This is a genomic window from Hydrogenovibrio thermophilus (genome assembly GCF_004028275.1).
In the GTDB taxonomy this organism is placed as follows: Bacteria; Pseudomonadota; Gammaproteobacteria; order Thiomicrospirales; family Thiomicrospiraceae; genus Hydrogenovibrio; species Hydrogenovibrio thermophilus.
The window spans coordinates 1,417,582-1,434,811 of the sequence record NZ_CP035033.1 but is presented as its reverse complement, the minus strand read 5'-3'; the positions used below and the strand labels follow the sequence as shown (position 1 = coordinate 1,434,811).

The window sequence follows — 17,230 nt, the reverse complement described above, 5'->3', positions numbered from 1 at the left end:
TCTTATGTCGGAAGCCTGTACTTATGTGGTGTTCGGGGCCACCGGAAACCTGTCGTTATCGAAACTCATGCCCAGCTTTTATCATTTGGAACAAGTCGGCCGCCTGGACGATGACATGCGCATTCTCGCCATCGGGCGACGCGAATGGAGCCGAGACGACTGGATAAAAATCGTGAAAAAAGCGGTGGAACCCAAAGCGCGGGGCGGTTTGAATAAAAATCTGTTCAAACGTTTTTGCGAACGTTTGGATTATTTCCAAATGGATATTAATAAAGCCGAGTCGTATCAGGCGCTGGCGCGTTTAATCGCCACCGACGCCTGGCCGAACAATGCCGTCTATTATTTATCGTTGGGGCCGGATCACTTCGCCAGCACGGTGCGTCATTTGGGTGAAAGCGGTATGTTGGCCGAAACCGACGGCTGGAAACGCGTGGTGCTGGAAAAACCTTTCGGTTACGATTCCGATAGCGCCAAACAACTGCAAGCGCAACTCAATAAATATCTGGATGAAGACCAGACTTACCGAATCGACCATTATCTCGGCAAAGGCATGGTGCAGAATATTATGGTGTTCCGCTTCGCCAACCTGTTGATGGAGCCGCTTTGGAATCGCAATTACATCGACCATATTCAGATTACCCATGCCGAAGACCGACCCATCGGAACACGCGCGGGGTATTACGACACCAGTGGTGCGATGCGCGATATGATTCAAAGCCATTTGTTACAACTGTTGGCACTGGTCACCATGGAGCCGCCGGCCTCGATGGATGCGGAAGACCTACGCGATGAAAAAGTGAAATTGTTAAAGTCGATTCGAAGCATTTCCAAGAAAAACGTCTCGGCCCAAGCCTATCGGGCGCAGTATGCGGCCGGTGAAATTCACGGCAAGCAAGTGCCGGCTTATCTGGACGAGCCCGGCATGTCGCAAGACAGTGTCACCGAAACCTATGCAGCCTTGAAACTCTACATCGACAACTGGCGCTGGGCCGGTGTGCCGTTCTACATTCAAACCGGCAAGAACATGGCGAAAAACAAAATGCTGGTGTCGATTTGCTTCAAGCATTCACCAAAGCAGTTTTTCCGCGATTCGCACGTTCAGAAAATGAAACCCAACTGGATTATTTTCGGCATTCAGCCGGACGAATCCATTAAGATCGAAATGATGGCGAAACAGCCAGGCCTGGAAATTAATACCGAACAAATCAGTCTGGATGCCTCCATGGGACGGGAAGGCGAAGAACCGAACGATGCCTATGAAGAATTGCTGCTGGATGTCATTAAAGGCGACCGCTCCCTGTTCCTGCGCTATGACGAAGTCAAAGCCGCTTGGAAAGTGGTGGACCCGGTCATTCAGGTTTGGGGCACGGAAACCGGTTACATCGATACCTACAAGTCGGGAAGCTGGGGGCCGGAAGGCGCCAATAAGCTGTTTGATTCGCCGGAACAAAACTGGCGTTACCATATTCACCCGGAGTCTGAAAGATGACCGAAGTGAATGGCCTGCCGACGAATTGGCGTGTGTTCGACACGCCGGCAGACGTCGCCACCCATACGGTGGAACAGCTACGGGTTCTGGCGGATCAAGCCATTCGTGCCCGCGGGCGTTTTACACTGGTGACGGCGGGTGGCACCACGCCACAGAAATGTTATGAGTTGCTGGCGGAACAACAAGCCGATTGGGCCAACTGGCATATTTACATGGGCGACGAGCGCTGTTTACCGAAGGAAGACAGCGAGCGGAACAGTGTGAGTTTGCACCAGGCCTGGTTGTTTTTCGGTCATATTCCGGACAAGAATATCCATGTCATGCCCGCTGAACTGGGCCCTGAATTGGCAGCCAAATCCTACCAAGCTACCGTCGACGTGATTGATCGCTTTGATGTGGTTTTGCTTGGTATGGGGGAAGACGGCCACACCGCCAGTTTGTTTCCGGGGCATGTGTATCCGGAGGATATTTCCGTGGTGACGGAATACCATTCCCCAAAACCGCCGCCGGAACGCATCAGTCTGTCGTACGAACGTTTGGGCCGCAGCCGCCATGTATTCAAATTGATTACCGGTGCGGGAAAACGTGAGGCGGTTAAGCAGTTATTGGACGGCGACGATTTACCGATTCAGCGTGTGCAGGGCGATGAGACGTTGGTGTTTATCGATTCCAGCGCGCTGTAATCTAAAGAAATTCATGTATCCAAAATAAAAAACCGCCAATTTTGGCGGTTTTGTTTATTTTCTTTTTATATTTATTTTCAAATACTTAGTGCAGTGTTTGCGAAACCGACGAATGCTTTTCTTTGTTCAAGTTAATGGACGTCGACACCACGTTTTGAATCTGTTCGATCTGATCCAGCAACTCCCCGACATTGGTTTGGGGTTCCACTTCGATTTGCAATGTCATGGACACGCTGCCGTCGGCTTTGTCGGTGCGCGTGTCGGAATTGATGAGGTTGATATCCCAATGGGTCAACATCGCCATGATGTCTCGTAACAAGCCTTTTCGGTCGAACGCCAAGATTTGCAATACCGCATCGTAAGCTTCCGGCTCCGGTTTGGCGCCGTGCCAGGCCACTTCGATCAGGCGTTTTTGTTCGTCGTAAGTCAGGTTGAGAATGTTCGGGCAATCTTTTTTGTGCACCGTGACGCCGCGGCCACGGGTGACGTAACCGATAATCTGGTCGGATTCGTCCGGGTGGCAGCAGGGCGCCAAAGAGGTTTTCAGTTGCGGCACACCGACCACATACGCTTTGCCCGGTTCCAACGGCACATCGTGTTCCAACAAGTCACGGGAGCGCGGGCGCATGTGTTCTTCTTCCGGTTTGATGAGTTTCTGGATGGCGTTGGTCAACTGGCGTTCATTGATTTGGCCCTTACCGATGCCTTCGTACAATTCATCGACGGTTTCCAGCTTGAAACGCTCCAAAAGCATCTCGGCACTGATGTCGTCGGCTTGCAGGCGACGGACTTCTTTATGGAACAAGCCTTCACCGGCTTCGATATTCGCGTCTTTATTCTGTTGGTTAAACCAGTGGCGCACCTTGGTACGCGAGCGGCTGCTGCCCAAGTAGTTCAAGTTCGGGTTTAGCCAGTTACGGTTCGGCGTGCCTTCTTTGACCGTCAGAATTTCCACCGAATCACCGGTTTTCAACTGATAGGTCAATGGCATGATTTTGCCGTTGATTTTGGCGCCACGACAACGGTGGCCCAGCTCGGTGTGAATCTGGTAAGCGAAATCCAGCGGCGTGCAGCCTTTGTTCATGGTGATGATTTCATTGGCGGGCGTCATCACGTAAATGTGTTCGCTCAACAGTTCGGTGCTGATTTCATTCAGTAAATCCGGATTGTCATTGTATTCAAGCATTTGGCGCACAAGGTTAATGCTTTGCTCCAGGCTTGGATCAATCGGTTTGCCGCCTTCTTTATAACGCCAGTGGGCGGCAATCCCGAATTCGGCATGACGGTGCATTTCGTGGGTACGAATCTGGATTTCGACGGTTTTGTTTTCCGCGCCGATGATAACGGTGTGAATCGATTGATAACCGTTTTCCTTGGGGCTGGCGATGTAATCGTCGAACTCGTCTTTGATGTAAGCCCAGCGGCTGTGAATCATCCCCAGCACTTCGTAACATTCCCGCACGGAATCCACGTAGATGCGCACCGCGCGCAGGTCATACAGCGCGTCAATCGGCAGGTTTTTGCGGGTCATTTTGCGCCAGATACTGTAGATGTGCTTCGGGCGACCGGAAATGTGGTATTCGATGCCCGAGTTTTTGAGCATCTCTTGCAGCTCTTGAATGATGCTGTTGATATAGGCTTCGCGGCCTAAGCGCTTGGCGTCCAATTGACGGGCGACTTCCTTGTAGATTCCCGGTTCCAGAAAACGGAAGGACAGATCTTCCAGTTCCCATTTCAATTGGGCAATCCCCAAACGGTTTGCCAGCGGGGCGAAAATTAGCTGGGTTTCCGAAGCGATTTGGCGGCGAACATCTTCATCTTCGTTTTTAAGGTTACGCAGGCGCACCACGCGATATGCGAGCTTGACGATCATGGTGCGGATGTCGGAAGTCATCGCCAACAGCATCTGCCGCAAGCGCTCGTTTTGAACCTCGTTGGAGGTATTGGCCGGCATGAAATCGCGAAATTGGTTTAGGCGACGAATGCCGTCCACCATTTTGGCAATGGATTGCCCGAAAACGTCGGTGATTTGCGCAATGGAATAGTGCGGTTCCAGGGTCATATCGCTGACCAGCGTGGCAATCAAGGTGTCGCGATCCAGTTTCAGGTTTGCCAGGACGGCAGCGACTTCGGCGCTGCGCACAATGCTTTGTTCCGGTAGGTCGTAAGCTTCCAGCGCCATTTCACAGGCCTTTATCCCCAGCGCATCATATTCTTCCGATTTGAAAACTTTTTGATAGAGAGTTTGAACCGAATCCATAACGCCTTTACACACTTGAGCTTAACTTAAAAACACATTCACTAAAGCAGAACCAAGCATCATTTTAAGCGAAAACTACCGATAATTCTGTACTTATGAAGGAGTAATTCCGGCTTTATCTCTCTTGATGGGGTTGAAAAACCAAATTTCATAAAATTTTTATTTATTTTCGGGTTCAAATCACTATAGTTACCCCGCTGTAACCAACGGAGGTAATTTATTCAATGACAATCAAGCAACGCATTATTTTCATTATTTCACTGCTCATCGGTTTTCTGATGGCGGCCATTGTCGCAGGCCTGGTGATTATGAAACAAAACAACCAATCCTTTCATCAAATCTATCTGGATCGCATTATTCCGCTGAAAGATTTGAAAATCATCGCCGATGAATACGCGGTCAATATCGTGGATACCAATCATAAGCTGCGTAATGAAAACCTGACGTTTGAACAAGCCAGCGGGAATATTCAGCAGGCGCAACAAGTCATTGAAGAAACCTGGAACAAATACATGGCCACCACCTTGACCGAGCGGTAATCGGCCTTGGCGCAGAATGCTCAAACGCTGATGGAAAAAGCCGATGAATCCATCGAAGGCTTGAAATCGGCGATTGCATCGCGCGATATGGCAGCGGTGGAAGGTTTCAGCATCGAACAGCTGTATCCGGCAATCGACCCGATTTCGGATGCCATCACCCAGCTCATCGATTTGCAGTTGGAAATTGCCGGGCAACTCAATGACGCCAATGAAGAAGCCTATCAAACGACCTTCACCTGGGCCATCATCGTGGCGCTGTTAATGTTCGTGATTGCGGCGCTCTTGTCGTATCGAACCCTGAGAGCCATTTTGCGACCGATGAATGAGCTGATGGACGTTTCCCAGAATGTGGTCAAGAATGGCGATTTTTCCAAGCGGATTCACGTGTATCATCAAGATGAAATCGGCCGTGCGTCAATGGCCTTTAACCAATTACTGGACCAAACCAAAGCGACCTTTGATGGCGCCAATGCAACGGTCGCGGCGATTGCCGACGGGGATTTCAGTAAACGCATGGACGGCGATTTTGTCGGCGAAATGCTGGCGCTGAAAAACGGCATTAATGCCTCAGCGGAAAGCGTCGAATTCATGATGAACGAACTCGATAGCATTATGAATGCCCTGCAAAACGGCCATTTGGAAGCCAAAATGGACGAACGTGTTGCCGAAGCTTTCCGTAACAAGGTGGAAAGCGCTTTGTCCAACACCGCCAATATCATCAACCAAATCAATCGCGTGATGCACGCCGTCGCGTCCGGCGATTACTCGCACCGAGTGCAGGCATCCGCATCCGGCAGCTTTGACGAGCTGAAACAAAGCATCAACAGCAGCGTCGATTCGCTGGGCACAGTGATGCAGGAAATCAGCCGTATTTTGACATTGATTGCCAATGGCGATTTGACCGAGAACATGTCCGGCCATTATCCGGGGGAATTGGCGCACATCCAACAGAACCTGAACAATGCCATTAATAATCTGGACCGTATCGTAAACCAGGTCAATGGCGCGACGCACATTGTCTTGTCGGCGTCGGAAGAGGTCTCCAAAGGTGCTTTGGACTTAAGCCAACGCGTGCAACAACAGGCGGCGGCCGTCGAGCAAACCTCTGCGACCATGGAAGAGATGAATTCCACGGTTCAGAACAACACCAAAAACGCCATTGAGGCGTCGAACCTGTCGGAAAACGTGCAACAGAAAACGGAGCGTGGTGCCGAGGTGATGAAACAAACCATCGATGCGATGAACTCCATTGAAAACTCCAGTCAACGCATTAACGACATCGTGACGCTGATTGACAGCATTGCCTTCCAAACCAATCTCTTGGCGCTGAATGCGGCCGTGGAAGCGGCGCGTGCCGGCGATCACGGACGTGGTTTTGCGGTGGTCGCCGGTGAAGTCCGCGGCCTGGCGCAAAAATCCGCCGATGCGGCGCGCGACATCAAAAACCTGATCAACGAGAGTAATGAACTGGTTCAACAAGGTTCTCAATTGACGGGCGAGTCCGGTGATATGCTGGCGGAAATCCGCGAATCGATCACTCATGTACATGAAATGATTGAGATGATTGCCCGTTCGTCGGAAGAGCAGGCCAAAGGTATTGAGCAGGTGCACACAGCGATCAGTGACATCGATGCCGCCACCCAGCAAAATGCCGCTTTGGTGGAAGAAACCTCCGCCGCCACGGAGAGTATGTCGGATCAAGCGCAAACGCTGTCAAGCGAAATGGCGTTCTTTAAAACCGATTCAGCGATGTTGACCAAACCCGCTCAAAAAGCTGCGCAACCCAAAGCTTTGGCCGCGCCAAGTGCAGCCAAAGATGCATCCGATCATGATTGGAGCGATTTCTAAACCGCACGTTGGCCAATAATTGACCAAGCCTGGCCGAATCTACGGAAAGGCCGGCCCATCTGTAAAAAACACCATGCCGCTGATATTCACGCGGCTTTCACTTATAATACGCTTCTTTGTTGATTCGCAATAAGGAAGCGTTTTGCTCAACCACTCCCTTCAAAAAACCACCGGTCAACCGACCTGCAGTGCCCAACACTTCTCTGTGGCGCCGATGTTGGACTGGACCGACCGTCATTGTCGTGTTTTTCATCGTCAGCTAACCCGCCAGGCCTGGCTGTATTCGGAAATGGTCACCACCGGCGCGATTATTTACGGCGATGACCTGGAGCGGTTTCTCGGGCATTCCGAGGACGATGTCCCAGTGGTCTTGCAACTAGGGGGTTCCGGGCCGGAGGATTTGGCCAAATGCGCCGCTTTGGGCGAGGAATGGGGCTATTCGGAAATCAATCTTAATGTCGGCTGCCCATCCGACCGGGTCCAAAACAATATGATTGGCGCGTGCTTGATGGGGCATCCCGGTTTGGTGGCAGAAGGGGTGGCGGCCATGAAAGCCGCCGTATCGAAAATTCCGGTGACGGTGAAATCTCGGATTGGTATCGACGACCAGGAAGATTTCGAAACGCTGGTGGACTTTGTCACTCAAGTGCACGACGCCGGTGCCGACGGCATGATTATCCATGCCCGTAAAGCCTGGTTGCAAGGTTTGTCGCCCAAGGAAAACCGCGAAGTGCCCCCATTGAAATACGACTGGGTTCGACGCATTAAACAATTATTCCCAGAGTTTCCGGTCGCCATCAATGGTGGAATCGCGTCGCCGCAAGACGGTTTGGCGTTTTTACAACCCGATGGAGATTTGCCAGCGGTGGACGGCCTCATGCTCGGGCGTGCGGTGTATGAAAAACCGTATTTATTGACGGAAGTCGATCGGCTTTATTATGATGATGTGTCTGAACCATTGAATCGGGAAGCCGTGTTGGAAGCCATGTACCCTTATATCGAACGTCATTTGTCGTCTGGCGGCAAGCTGAACCAGGTGAGCCGCCATATGCTTGGCCTGTTTGCCGGCTTGCCGGGCGGGCGTATGTGGCGCCGTTACATTTCCGAAAATGCGTTCCAACCGGGGGCCGGGATTGAAGTATTGCAGGAAGCCTACCGCCGTGTGGCCCAGGAAATCCAACGCATGGAAGAGCAAAACCGATGATTTTACTGGAAGTGCCCTTCGCCGAAAAAGACGCCGCCAAATCATTAGGGGCTCGTTGGAGCCCCATGGAGAAAAAATGGTATGTGCCCGACAACCTTTCGGAGGATTTAACCCCGTTCGAACGCTGGTTGCCCAATCAGCCAACCTTGTCGATTGTCGATTCACCCTTGTCGCCGGACGCCGTGCCGGCGAATGAAAAGGAAAAGGGCGTTACGCTGGGGCAGTTGATGTTCCAGGTTCAATCGGCTTTGCGTCAATCCTTTCCCGGTGCAGTATGGGTCAAAGCGGAAATCGCCAACCTGAATGAACGCCGAGGGCACGTTTATCTGGAACTGACAGAAACTGCTGAAACCGGCGGGGCGGTTGCCACCTGCCGCGCGATGATTTGGCAAAGCCAAGTCACTCGTATTTTAGAGACTTTTGCCAAAGAAACCGGTTCCGAATTAAAACCAGGCCAGAAAGTGTTGTTGCTGGCCGAAGTGAATTTTCACGAAAAATTCGGTTTCTCTTTGGTGGTTCAGGACATCGATCCGAGCTTTACACTGGGAGAGCTGGAAGCCAATTTAAATAAGATTCGTCAGCAATTGGTGGCCGAGCAGCTATACGAACGTAATAAACAATTTTCTTTACCGACGGATTTTTTCCGTGTCGCGGTCATTGCACCGCCAAATGCCGCGGGGCTCGGAGATTTCCGCGCCGACGCCGACTTGCTGCAACAAGCCGAACTCTGCGAATTCAAATATTTCTACTCCGCTTTTCAAGGTGAACAGGTCGAGTCGGAAATGCTCACCGCCTTTGAGGCCTTTGACGCACTGCATCAAGCCAACCCATTTGATGCCCTGATCATTATCCGCGGCGGTGGCGCCAAATTGGATTTAACGCCATTGAATGTCTATAGCCTCGCCAAAGCGATTGCGATGGCGCCGATTCCGGTTTTGACCGGCATTGGTCACGAGCGCGACAATACCTTGCTGGACGAAGTCGCGGCAGTGCGATTCGACACACCGAGTAAAGTCATTGCCGGTGTTCGCCAGGCGATTTTCGAAGGCGCGCAAAAAGCGCAACGACATTGGCTCACCATCGAACAATCCAGCCAGTTGTACGTGCAAAAACAAAAGCAAATTCTGGCCGACATGGAAAAAACCGTGCAACGGCAAAGCTTGAATATTACCGAGCGACTCAAGCGGTTATTGACGCCACTGCATTACCAAATTCAGCGACAGAGCCTGGGGCTGGTTCAAGCCCAAAAACACACTTTATTACAGTTAAATCAAGAGCTTAAATATCAGGTTTCGAGTCAATTAAAACTTCAGAAACATCAATTGGCTCAATACCAAACCACCGTCGCCAATGCGCCGTTCCAGCATTTGGAAAAAGCCCGCGTTCGTAATAAACAGTGGATTCGTTTCGTTTTGAGTTCCGGACCGAAGACCCAATTGAATCGTGGCTTTGCGATCGTTAAAGACAAAAAGGGCGGCACACCGATTAAGTCCGCCGATGTGGCGAAACGTCAGTCGCAAATTGAAATCACCTTTAAGGATGGCGCCATACAAGCCATTCCCGTAGAAGAATAACCATTGCTAAAGGAACCCGTTATGGCCGACAGCACCAACGAAAGTTATCAAAAAAACTACGCGAAACTGCAAGAAATCGCACAGAAACTATCAAATTCCGAAGAAATCGACATCGATGAACTGGTGCCGATGGTGGATGAAGCCACACGCGCTTATCAAGTGTGTCAGTCCCGCATTGAAGCTGTTGAAGCGGCTTTAAACAAGCGAATCGCCAGTGATAACGACTCGTCAGACAATGACGAATAACCGAAGTAAGTGAACGTCAGATGAAACACGCCATTATTTATCACAACCCACGTTGTTCGAAAAGTCGTCAAACACGTACATTATTAGAAGAAAACGGTTTTGAGATTGAGGAAGTACGGTATCTGGATACGCCGCCAACGGTAGAAATGATGGACACACTTTGTGATTTACTGGGTGTCGCGCCTACAGAGATCGTACGAACCGGCGAAGCGGAATTCAAAGCACTGGGATTATCCTTGAAAGACAATGCAACAAACCGCCAGGCCTGGCTGGAAATCCTACATCAACATCCTAAACTGATCCAACGACCGATTGTTCGCATCGGTGACAAAGCCGTTATCGGGCGTCCACCGGAAAACGTTCTCAGCTTGTTCTGAATTTAAAAACGCTCAAACGTGAACGGAAGAGGTGCGCCTGATCGGCGCACTTTTTTACGTTATATCTAATTTAACATAATATGCATTATGCGAACATACGATAACGACGAACACAAAGGCTGTTTCACTTGTTTTTATTTAAAATCAACTAAAATCAACCTGTTATCTTATTTTGGTTGCGAAACCTTTTAAAGGTTGTTTGCTAAAATTGCACTGATTTGTAAATAACAGATACAAAAAACGCCCAGGCCTGGGCGTTTCTTTGGTGAGATTATTTTGAACGTAAAACTATTTAAAGTAATCGACGTGTTCACTCAAAACCATAATCATTGGTGCCATGGACACAATGGCCATCAAAATCGGCACCCAAGCTCTTGGTTGATGATGTTTCACACCAATCGCACCGGCCACCACCGCAATCGGCGCGGCCAACCAGGTAATTGGCGGGAATACGAAGGCGAAGAAAATGGCGACAATCCCAGCCACCATGCCCAGTGTGGCGGCATTTCCCGGGTTGTAAGAGCGGGTGTCTCGCATGTCGTCCGGACGTGAGCTGGACGATTCCAGACGGCCCATAATGGTTGAAATTTCCGCTTCGGACAGGTCTTTTTGAGTCAACTCGAGATCAGTCATTCCCAAGGTGATTTTTTGATTGCGATACAGACTTTTGACCAGCTCGTTCCAATCTGCATCATCCGGCAGTGCATCAACGATTTCATGCGCTTGTTGTTTGATTGACACCTTGTCGCTCCTCTCGTCTTTTTTGTATTATTGAGTTAAAAATAAAAATTGGCATGTTTTTTAAATCTCTATGCCAAGATAATACCGTTTTGGCGAATTTTCGATTATTATATAACCATTACTGAGATACTCAACCATTAATCATTTCGGGCACCAAGGAGAGATTCTCTATGGCGTTAATGCCGGGCTTACAAATCAATATCGGTCAACAGCTCAAACTGACACCGCAGTTGCAACAATCCATCAAAATCCTGCAATACTCCGCGTTGGAAGTTCAGCAAACCATCTCCACCACGCTTGAAACCAACTTCATGCTGGAACTGGATGAAGACCGCCCGGAAGACGCCGAAGAGTTCGCTTCAGAAGAAGAAGCCGCCGAAGTCTCGGATGCCAGTGAGAATGAGATTGACATCGAAGCGTCCGACACGCTGTCCGACGATTTACAAATCGACTGTGAATGGGAAGAGGTGTATACCGACATCTCCCCTGTTTCCAGTTCAATCAAATCCGACAACGATGATTACACCTCTCCGGAAAACTATACTTCGTCCGAAGTGACTTTGAGTGAAAAGCTGTATTGGCAATCCGACATTTATTCTTGGACCGAAACGCAAGAACTCATTGCGTCTTACATCATTGACGACATCAACGATGAAGGCTACTTGAAAACGCCATTGGAAAACATTCTGGCCGATATTCAGGAAAAAGAACCCGACCTGTTGATTCACCTGTCGGACATCGAAGGCGTTTTATCGGTCATCCAACAGTTTGAGCCGACCGGCGTCGGCGCGCGTGACTTATCGGAATGCTTGATTCTGCAACTGAAAGCCTTGCACCAGAACCCATATGTCGTCACTGCCATCAAAATTATCGAAGAAAACTTCGATTTACTGAGTGTTCGTGATTATAAACGCATCAAAAAGATTTACCTTTTGAATGACGATGAACTGACCGAAGTGATTCAGGTAATCCAATCGCTCAGCCCAAGACCCGGTCGTGAGTATTCGTCGACCCAGGGTGAAATCGTGATTCCGGATTTGAAGCTGTATCGCACCAAAGACGGCTTTATGGTGGAACTCAATCAGGATGCGTTTCCGCGCCTGACCATCAACTCCGCATACATCAATATGGCGGGTGACTTAGGCTCCAGTAGCCAGGAAGCCAAACAAATCAAAGAACAACTGACTGAAGCGAAAGGCTTGATTAAAAGCATCCAAAGTCGGGGGGAAACCCTGCTGCGTGTCGGCAAATACATTGTCGAGAAACAAGCACGCTTCTTCGATGAAGGCGAACAAGCCATGCAGCCGATGGTGTTGCGCGACGTGGCCGAATCCCTTGAATTGCACGAATCCACCATTTCCCGTGCCACCAATCAGAAATACATGCAGACGCCGCGCGGCACCTTTGAACTGAAATACTTCTTCTCTACCGGCGTGTCACAATACGGCAGCGAGGATCAATCCGCCATCGCCATCAAATCGCACATCAAGCAATTGATTGACGATGAAGATCCAAACAAGCCGCTCAGTGATAATAAACTCATGGCGTTACTGGAAGAAAAAGAAATCAATGTTGCGCGCCGTACCATTGCCAAATATCGCGAGGCGATGCACATTCCATCGTCCAGCGAGCGCAAAAAGCTCAATAAATTTAAATAAGTTTTAGCTGACTTCTTGGTCGACAGACAAGTCGTCTTCATATATTGTTACGAAAAAGTAACAATCTGTTAAAATATTTTTCTTTCCATCGCTGGATAGTGAAATATTTCAAACAGTTATGCAAAACTTACTCATCTTATTATCATTCGCTCTTTTCACATTTGGTTCTTACGCTTATTTTAATAAACCACTTGAAGAACCATCCTGGCCAACCACAATTCCCGGTTTTGCATTTTCCCCATATCATTACGATCAAAGCCCTTTCTCCGGGATTTACCCAACCACAGAATCAATCGAAAAAGACCTGGAGATCTTATCCGGAATGGTTCACGCTATTCGCACATATTCCGCGACAGGCGTATTTGGTGAGATTCCCGAGCTCGCGGCAAAACACAACATTAACCTCGCGCTCGGCGCCTGGATTGATGGTGACTTCGAAACAAATGAACAAGAACTGAAAGCTCTGGAAGAGATTGTTCATCGTCCGCCATACAATGTTGTGCGCGCCATTGTCGGAAATGAGGCAGTACTGAGAAAAGAAATCAGCGTTGATCAAATGTCCGCTTACCTTGAAAGAATGCAAAAGGCGCTGGATGTTCCTGTGAGTACAGCCGAGCCATGGCATGTTTGGATGAAATACCCGGAGTTGGCCGAGCATGCAGATTATCTCGCCGTCCATATGCTGCCCTTCTGGGAAGGTGTTCCGGTAGAAAGTGCGGTTGATTATATTGTCGATAAAATGGCTTTGCTGAGCGAAAACTTTCCCAACAAACCGATTGTCATTGCCGAGGTAGGCTGGCCCAGTAATGGACGCAGCATCAAAGAAGCTTCTGCTTCAAATGCCAACGAAGCCATTTTTTTAAGACGTTTCCTCGATAAAGCTCGAACGGAAGGTTACGTTTACTACGTCATGGAAGCTTTTGATCAACCTTGGAAAGCCGATCTGGAAGGTGCTGTCGGGGCTTACTGGGGTGTTTATGATGTAAACCGTCAACCCAAATTCGAATTTTATAAACCCATCATTCCGATTAAAGAATGGCGAATTCTTGCCATTGCATCCATTTTATTAGCGGTATTTTTAGTACTTTTCTTACTGATGGATAGCCGTAATTTGAAAAAACGCGGACGGACCTTCTTGGTTGCCATTGCGTTCTTCGCTTCCTCCGTTATTATTTGGGTTGTTTATCAGCACACCCTGCTTTATCAAGACTGGATCAGCCGAATGGTTGGCCTCTTACTGATGCTTGGGGTCATGGGGGTTTGGCTGGTTATATTGGTTGAAGCGCACGAATGGGCCGAAGCCCTCTGGTTACGGAAACATCGCCGGCTTTTACTACCCTCTTCCCTTCCAGAGACGACTTCAACCTCTCGAGATTGGCCGTTTATTTCCGTTCACGTACCGGCTTATAATGAACCACCGGACATGATGATCGAGACCCTCGATGCGCTTTCTCGCCTGGATTATCCGAGTTTCGAAGTACTGGTCATTGATAATAACACTCAAAATGAAAATGTCTGGCGACCGGTTCAGCAGCATTGCAAAAAATTGGGCACACGATTTCGTTTTTTTCATGTTTCGCCGCTGGAAGGGTTCAAAGCCGGGGCCCTGAATTTTGCATTAAAACATACGCATACGGAGGCCGAAGCCATTGCTGTGATCGACAGTGATTATCAGGTTGAATCGGATTGGTTAAAACGCTTGGTCGTGCATTTTGACGAACCGGAAGTGGCAATTGTTCAAGCCCCGCAAGACTATCGTGATTTCAATGAAAATGCCTTTAAGGCCATGTGCTATGCCGAATATAAAGGCTTTTTCCATATCGGCATGGTGACCCGCAACGAACGGAATGCCATCATCCAGCATGGCACCATGACATTGGTTCGACGAAAAGTTCTGCAAGAAGTCGGTGGTTGGGGTGAAACGACCATTACCGAAGACGCTGAACTCGGTCTTAAAATTTTCGAACACGGCTATCAAGCCACTTATGAATCCACCAGCTATGGCCGCGGCGTCATGCCGGATACGTTTATGGATTACAAAAAACAACGTTATCGCTGGGCCTATGGTGCCATGCAGATTATGCGGGAACATGCCGGCGCCCTTTTCCTCAACCAAACACACTTAAACCTCGGGCAACGTTACCACTTCATCGCCGGCTGGTTGCCTTGGATTGCCGATGGTTTCAATTTTATTTTCACGCTATTGGCCATCATCTGGTCATTATTAATGATCAGCAACCCGATTCACTTTAATGCGCCGAATATTATGATTTCACTGGTGCCGATTTTATTCTTTGGTTTCAAACTATTGAAGATGCTGGCCCTTTATCTGACTCGAATGCATGCCAGTTTTGTTACGGCCACTGGCGCGGCCGTGGCCGGGCTGGCATTGTCACACACCATTGCAAAAGCCGTGTTGTCTGGTTTGTTTATCGGTCGAAAAGTGCCCTTTTTACGAACCCCAAAAGGGCGCCAGTCGGCGGCGATTTTGCAAGCATTGAAAGACGCCGGCCAAGAAACCGCACTGGTCACGATTTTAGCATCATTAGTGCTGGTCATTTACTGGCGAGTGGGCTTCGAATCACTTGAAACATTGTTTTGGTGCATCGTGCTGGGTGTGCAAATGATGCCTTATTTGGCAGCCGTAATCTTATCGACCATCAGTGCGTTTCCATCCGTTTCCGCTCGATGGCTGCGATTCAATTCAGTGACAACCGGCTAATTTTTGGAATTCGATAAAGCCATGCAGTAAAATGTTTGCTATAAACCATTTTGACCAGGCCTGGCCTTTTTGGGGGTTGGCCGCATAAAGACGACCATTCATTTATATAATTAGGAATATCGGGATGATCATACCAAAGCAAGCCGTTGAACAACGTCAAGAAGCTGCTCAGCAACAATGGGAAGCGCAAGCCGATTTTAAAGAGTACATGTCTGCCGTAAACCCGCCGATGCCGAAAATCGATGTTGTGGACTACCCTTCCAGTCTGCATGAGCAGGGCGACACGCGCATTATTCCCTTTGATTTATCGAAAAGCCTGGATATTTCATACCCGGCGACCAGCCCGAACCTGATGGCGAACTTCATCAAAATCAACCCGAACGATACCCTGAAGACCCAGGCACAGGCGACATCGCAAATGTTTTTCGTCATTCGCGGTGCCGGTAAGACACAAATGTCTGAAGGAACCATTGAATGGAAAGAAGGTGATTTGTTCACCTTGCCAGCCGTTCCGGATGCCTTACACACTGCCACAAAAGACAGCGCCTTGTATTGGGTGCATGACGGCCCGTTGCTGAATTACCTCGGCGTCGCACCGAAAACCAAGCGCTTTTCACCGGTGCTTTACACCAAAGAACGCCTGACCAAAGAACTCAATGCAATTCGTGAAGAAGCCGCCGGCCGAAATCGCACTGGCGTCCTATTGGCAAACCCGCATTTTCCGCAAACCATGACGCTGACCCATACGCTTTGGTCGCTGTACAACGCGCTACCGGCTGGCGTGGTGCAAAAACCGCACCGCCATAACTCCATTGCATTGGATTATTGCGTGGATGCCGGGCCCGACACTTACACCATGATTGCCAAGGAAATCGATGCCGACGGCAACCTGATCAATCCAGTCAAGGCCATGTGGACGCCAGGTTCGGTTTTCGTCACCCCGCCGGGTTGGTGGCACTCACACCACAACCATTCCGACCAGGATGCCATTGTGCTGCCGATTCAAGATGCTGGAATCATTATGAATATGCAAGTACTGGACTTCCAATACATCGCGTAAGCGGCATAGAATAAAGCGATTAGGGAATAACCCGTATTGTGGAGAAAACACGGCTATGTTAAACACCGATTACACCATCACCATTATCGAAGACGATCCGCTTCAGTTGGAAAACCTCGAAACCGCTTTGACCGAACAAGGCTTCCAAGTCAAAGCCTTTACCGAGCGTAAACCCGCTGAAGCCAGCTTTGATGAAGCGTTACCAGACCTGGTCATTTCCGACATCATTCTCGGTAATGAAATCGACGGCGGTTTTGAACTGGCCAAGCACCTGTTGTCTTACGAAAGAGCCATTCCGGTGATTTTTCTGTCGGAACGCCAATCCGAATTCGATATTTATACCGGCCATGCCTTAGGTGCTATCGACTATTTACCCAAGCCTATCAGCCTGAGCGTTCTGACCGCCAAAGTCAAAAACCTGCTGCGCATTACCGGCACGGCGCCGACGGCGGACAAGGCCGAAAAGTCGATTATTGACGGTTTGCGCTTGGCCAACGAAGAGTTCAAGGCTTACTGGCAGGATAAAGCGCTGGACTTGACCGCCACCGAATTTGAAATGTTGAAGCAGTTCGCTTTGACCGGTGAGCGCGGTGTCGTTACCTACGACACACTGCAGGAATCCACTCAAGGCGTGGTTGAACGTAACACCATCAATACCCATATTTGTCGTATCCGTTCGGCGTTCAAGAAAATCGATCCGGAGTTCAACTTGATTCACAACGAATATGGACGCGGCTACAGCTGGTATGAAAAATAGCCAGGCCTGGCTCATTCCGGAGAATCGCACTTAAGGAGCCATATGCAAAACAAGCCCCCTTTTCAATTGCGA

At 49.3% G+C, this 17,230-nt stretch carries 14 protein-coding genes; 12 read left to right on the top strand and 2 right to left on the bottom strand.

Annotated elements, in window-relative coordinates; genetic code table 11:
• Positions 1–4 precede the first annotated feature (4 nt).
• Both zwf and pgl read left to right on the top strand, forming a co-directional pair.
• The gene (zwf, locus tag EPV75_RS06685; RefSeq protein WP_128384878.1) at positions 5–1,489 is read left to right on the top strand and encodes a glucose-6-phosphate dehydrogenase; all 1,485 of its coding nucleotides are present in this window, start codon (positions 5–7) and stop codon (positions 1,487–1,489) included.
• Complete coding sequence (pgl, locus tag EPV75_RS06680) at positions 1,486–2,172, top strand: 6-phosphogluconolactonase (protein ID WP_225972270.1); 687 nt, start codon at positions 1,486–1,488, stop codon at positions 2,170–2,172. The genes zwf and pgl overlap by 4 nt, the downstream gene beginning before the upstream one ends.
• Positions 2,173–2,257: 85 nt before the next feature.
• Here pgl and EPV75_RS06675 read toward each other — a convergent pair whose 3' ends face one another.
• Positions 2,258–4,432 (bottom strand): RelA/SpoT family protein, encoded by a 2,175-nt coding sequence (locus tag EPV75_RS06675; RefSeq protein ID WP_127119716.1) that lies wholly within the window; start codon positions 4,430–4,432, stop codon positions 2,258–2,260.
• Between the two features lie 224 nt (positions 4,433–4,656).
• On the opposite strand from EPV75_RS06675, the gene EPV75_RS06670 reads away from it, so the two are divergent.
• From EPV75_RS06670 to arsC, 6 genes are all read left to right on the top strand, one after another.
• Complete coding sequence (locus EPV75_RS06670) at positions 4,657–4,971, top strand: MCP four helix bundle domain-containing protein (RefSeq protein WP_128384877.1); 315 nt, start codon at positions 4,657–4,659, stop codon at positions 4,969–4,971.
• Positions 4,972–4,977: 6 nt separating this feature from the next.
• Positions 4,978–6,819 carry a methyl-accepting chemotaxis protein gene (locus EPV75_RS06665; protein ID WP_128384876.1) on the top strand — a complete coding sequence of 614 codons (1,842 nt, stop codon included), beginning with the start codon at positions 4,978–4,980 and terminating at the stop codon, positions 6,817–6,819.
• A 142-nt stretch (positions 6,820–6,961) separates the two neighbouring features.
• On the top strand, positions 6,962–8,023 hold the full coding sequence (gene dusA / locus EPV75_RS06660; protein WP_225972269.1) for a tRNA dihydrouridine(20/20a) synthase DusA: 1,062 nt from the start codon (positions 6,962–6,964) through the stop codon (positions 8,021–8,023).
• Positions 8,020–9,597 carry an exodeoxyribonuclease VII large subunit gene (gene xseA, locus EPV75_RS06655; protein WP_128384875.1) on the top strand — a complete coding sequence of 526 codons (1,578 nt, stop codon included), beginning with the start codon at positions 8,020–8,022 and terminating at the stop codon, positions 9,595–9,597. Before dusA ends, xseA begins: the two co-directional genes overlap by 4 nt.
• Positions 9,598–9,618: 21 nt before the next feature.
• Complete coding sequence (gene xseB / locus EPV75_RS06650) at positions 9,619–9,843, top strand: exodeoxyribonuclease VII small subunit (protein WP_029938115.1); 225 nt, start codon at positions 9,619–9,621, stop codon at positions 9,841–9,843.
• A gap of 20 nt (positions 9,844–9,863) precedes the next feature.
• Entirely contained in the window at positions 9,864–10,220 is a 357-nt protein-coding gene (arsC, locus tag EPV75_RS06645) for an arsenate reductase (glutaredoxin) (protein ID WP_128384874.1), read from the top strand.
• A gap of 288 nt (positions 10,221–10,508) precedes the next feature.
• Here the strand turns inward: arsC and EPV75_RS06640 are convergent, their stop codons facing one another.
• The gene (locus EPV75_RS06640; protein ID WP_127119719.1) at positions 10,509–10,961 is read right to left on the bottom strand and encodes a hypothetical protein; all 453 of its coding nucleotides are present in this window, start codon (positions 10,959–10,961) and stop codon (positions 10,509–10,511) included.
• A gap of 170 nt (positions 10,962–11,131) precedes the next feature.
• Between EPV75_RS06640 and EPV75_RS06635 the strand changes: the two genes are divergently transcribed.
• The 4 genes from EPV75_RS06635 (at position 11,132) to EPV75_RS06620 (ending at position 17,158) form a co-directional block, all read left to right on the top strand.
• Positions 11,132–12,619 carry an RNA polymerase factor sigma-54 gene (locus EPV75_RS06635; RefSeq protein WP_128384873.1) on the top strand — a complete coding sequence of 496 codons (1,488 nt, stop codon included), beginning with the start codon at positions 11,132–11,134 and terminating at the stop codon, positions 12,617–12,619.
• A gap of 118 nt (positions 12,620–12,737) precedes the next feature.
• Entirely contained in the window at positions 12,738–15,341 is a 2,604-nt protein-coding gene (locus tag EPV75_RS06630; RefSeq protein WP_128384872.1) for a glycosyltransferase family 2 protein, read from the top strand.
• Positions 15,342–15,465: 124 nt separating this feature from the next.
• Complete coding sequence (locus EPV75_RS06625; RefSeq protein WP_225972268.1) at positions 15,466–16,401, top strand: cupin domain-containing protein; 936 nt, start codon at positions 15,466–15,468, stop codon at positions 16,399–16,401.
• Between the two features lie 55 nt (positions 16,402–16,456).
• Positions 16,457–17,158 (top strand): response regulator transcription factor, encoded by a 702-nt coding sequence (locus EPV75_RS06620; RefSeq protein WP_128384871.1) that lies wholly within the window; start codon positions 16,457–16,459, stop codon positions 17,156–17,158.
• Positions 17,159–17,230 lie beyond the last annotated feature (72 nt).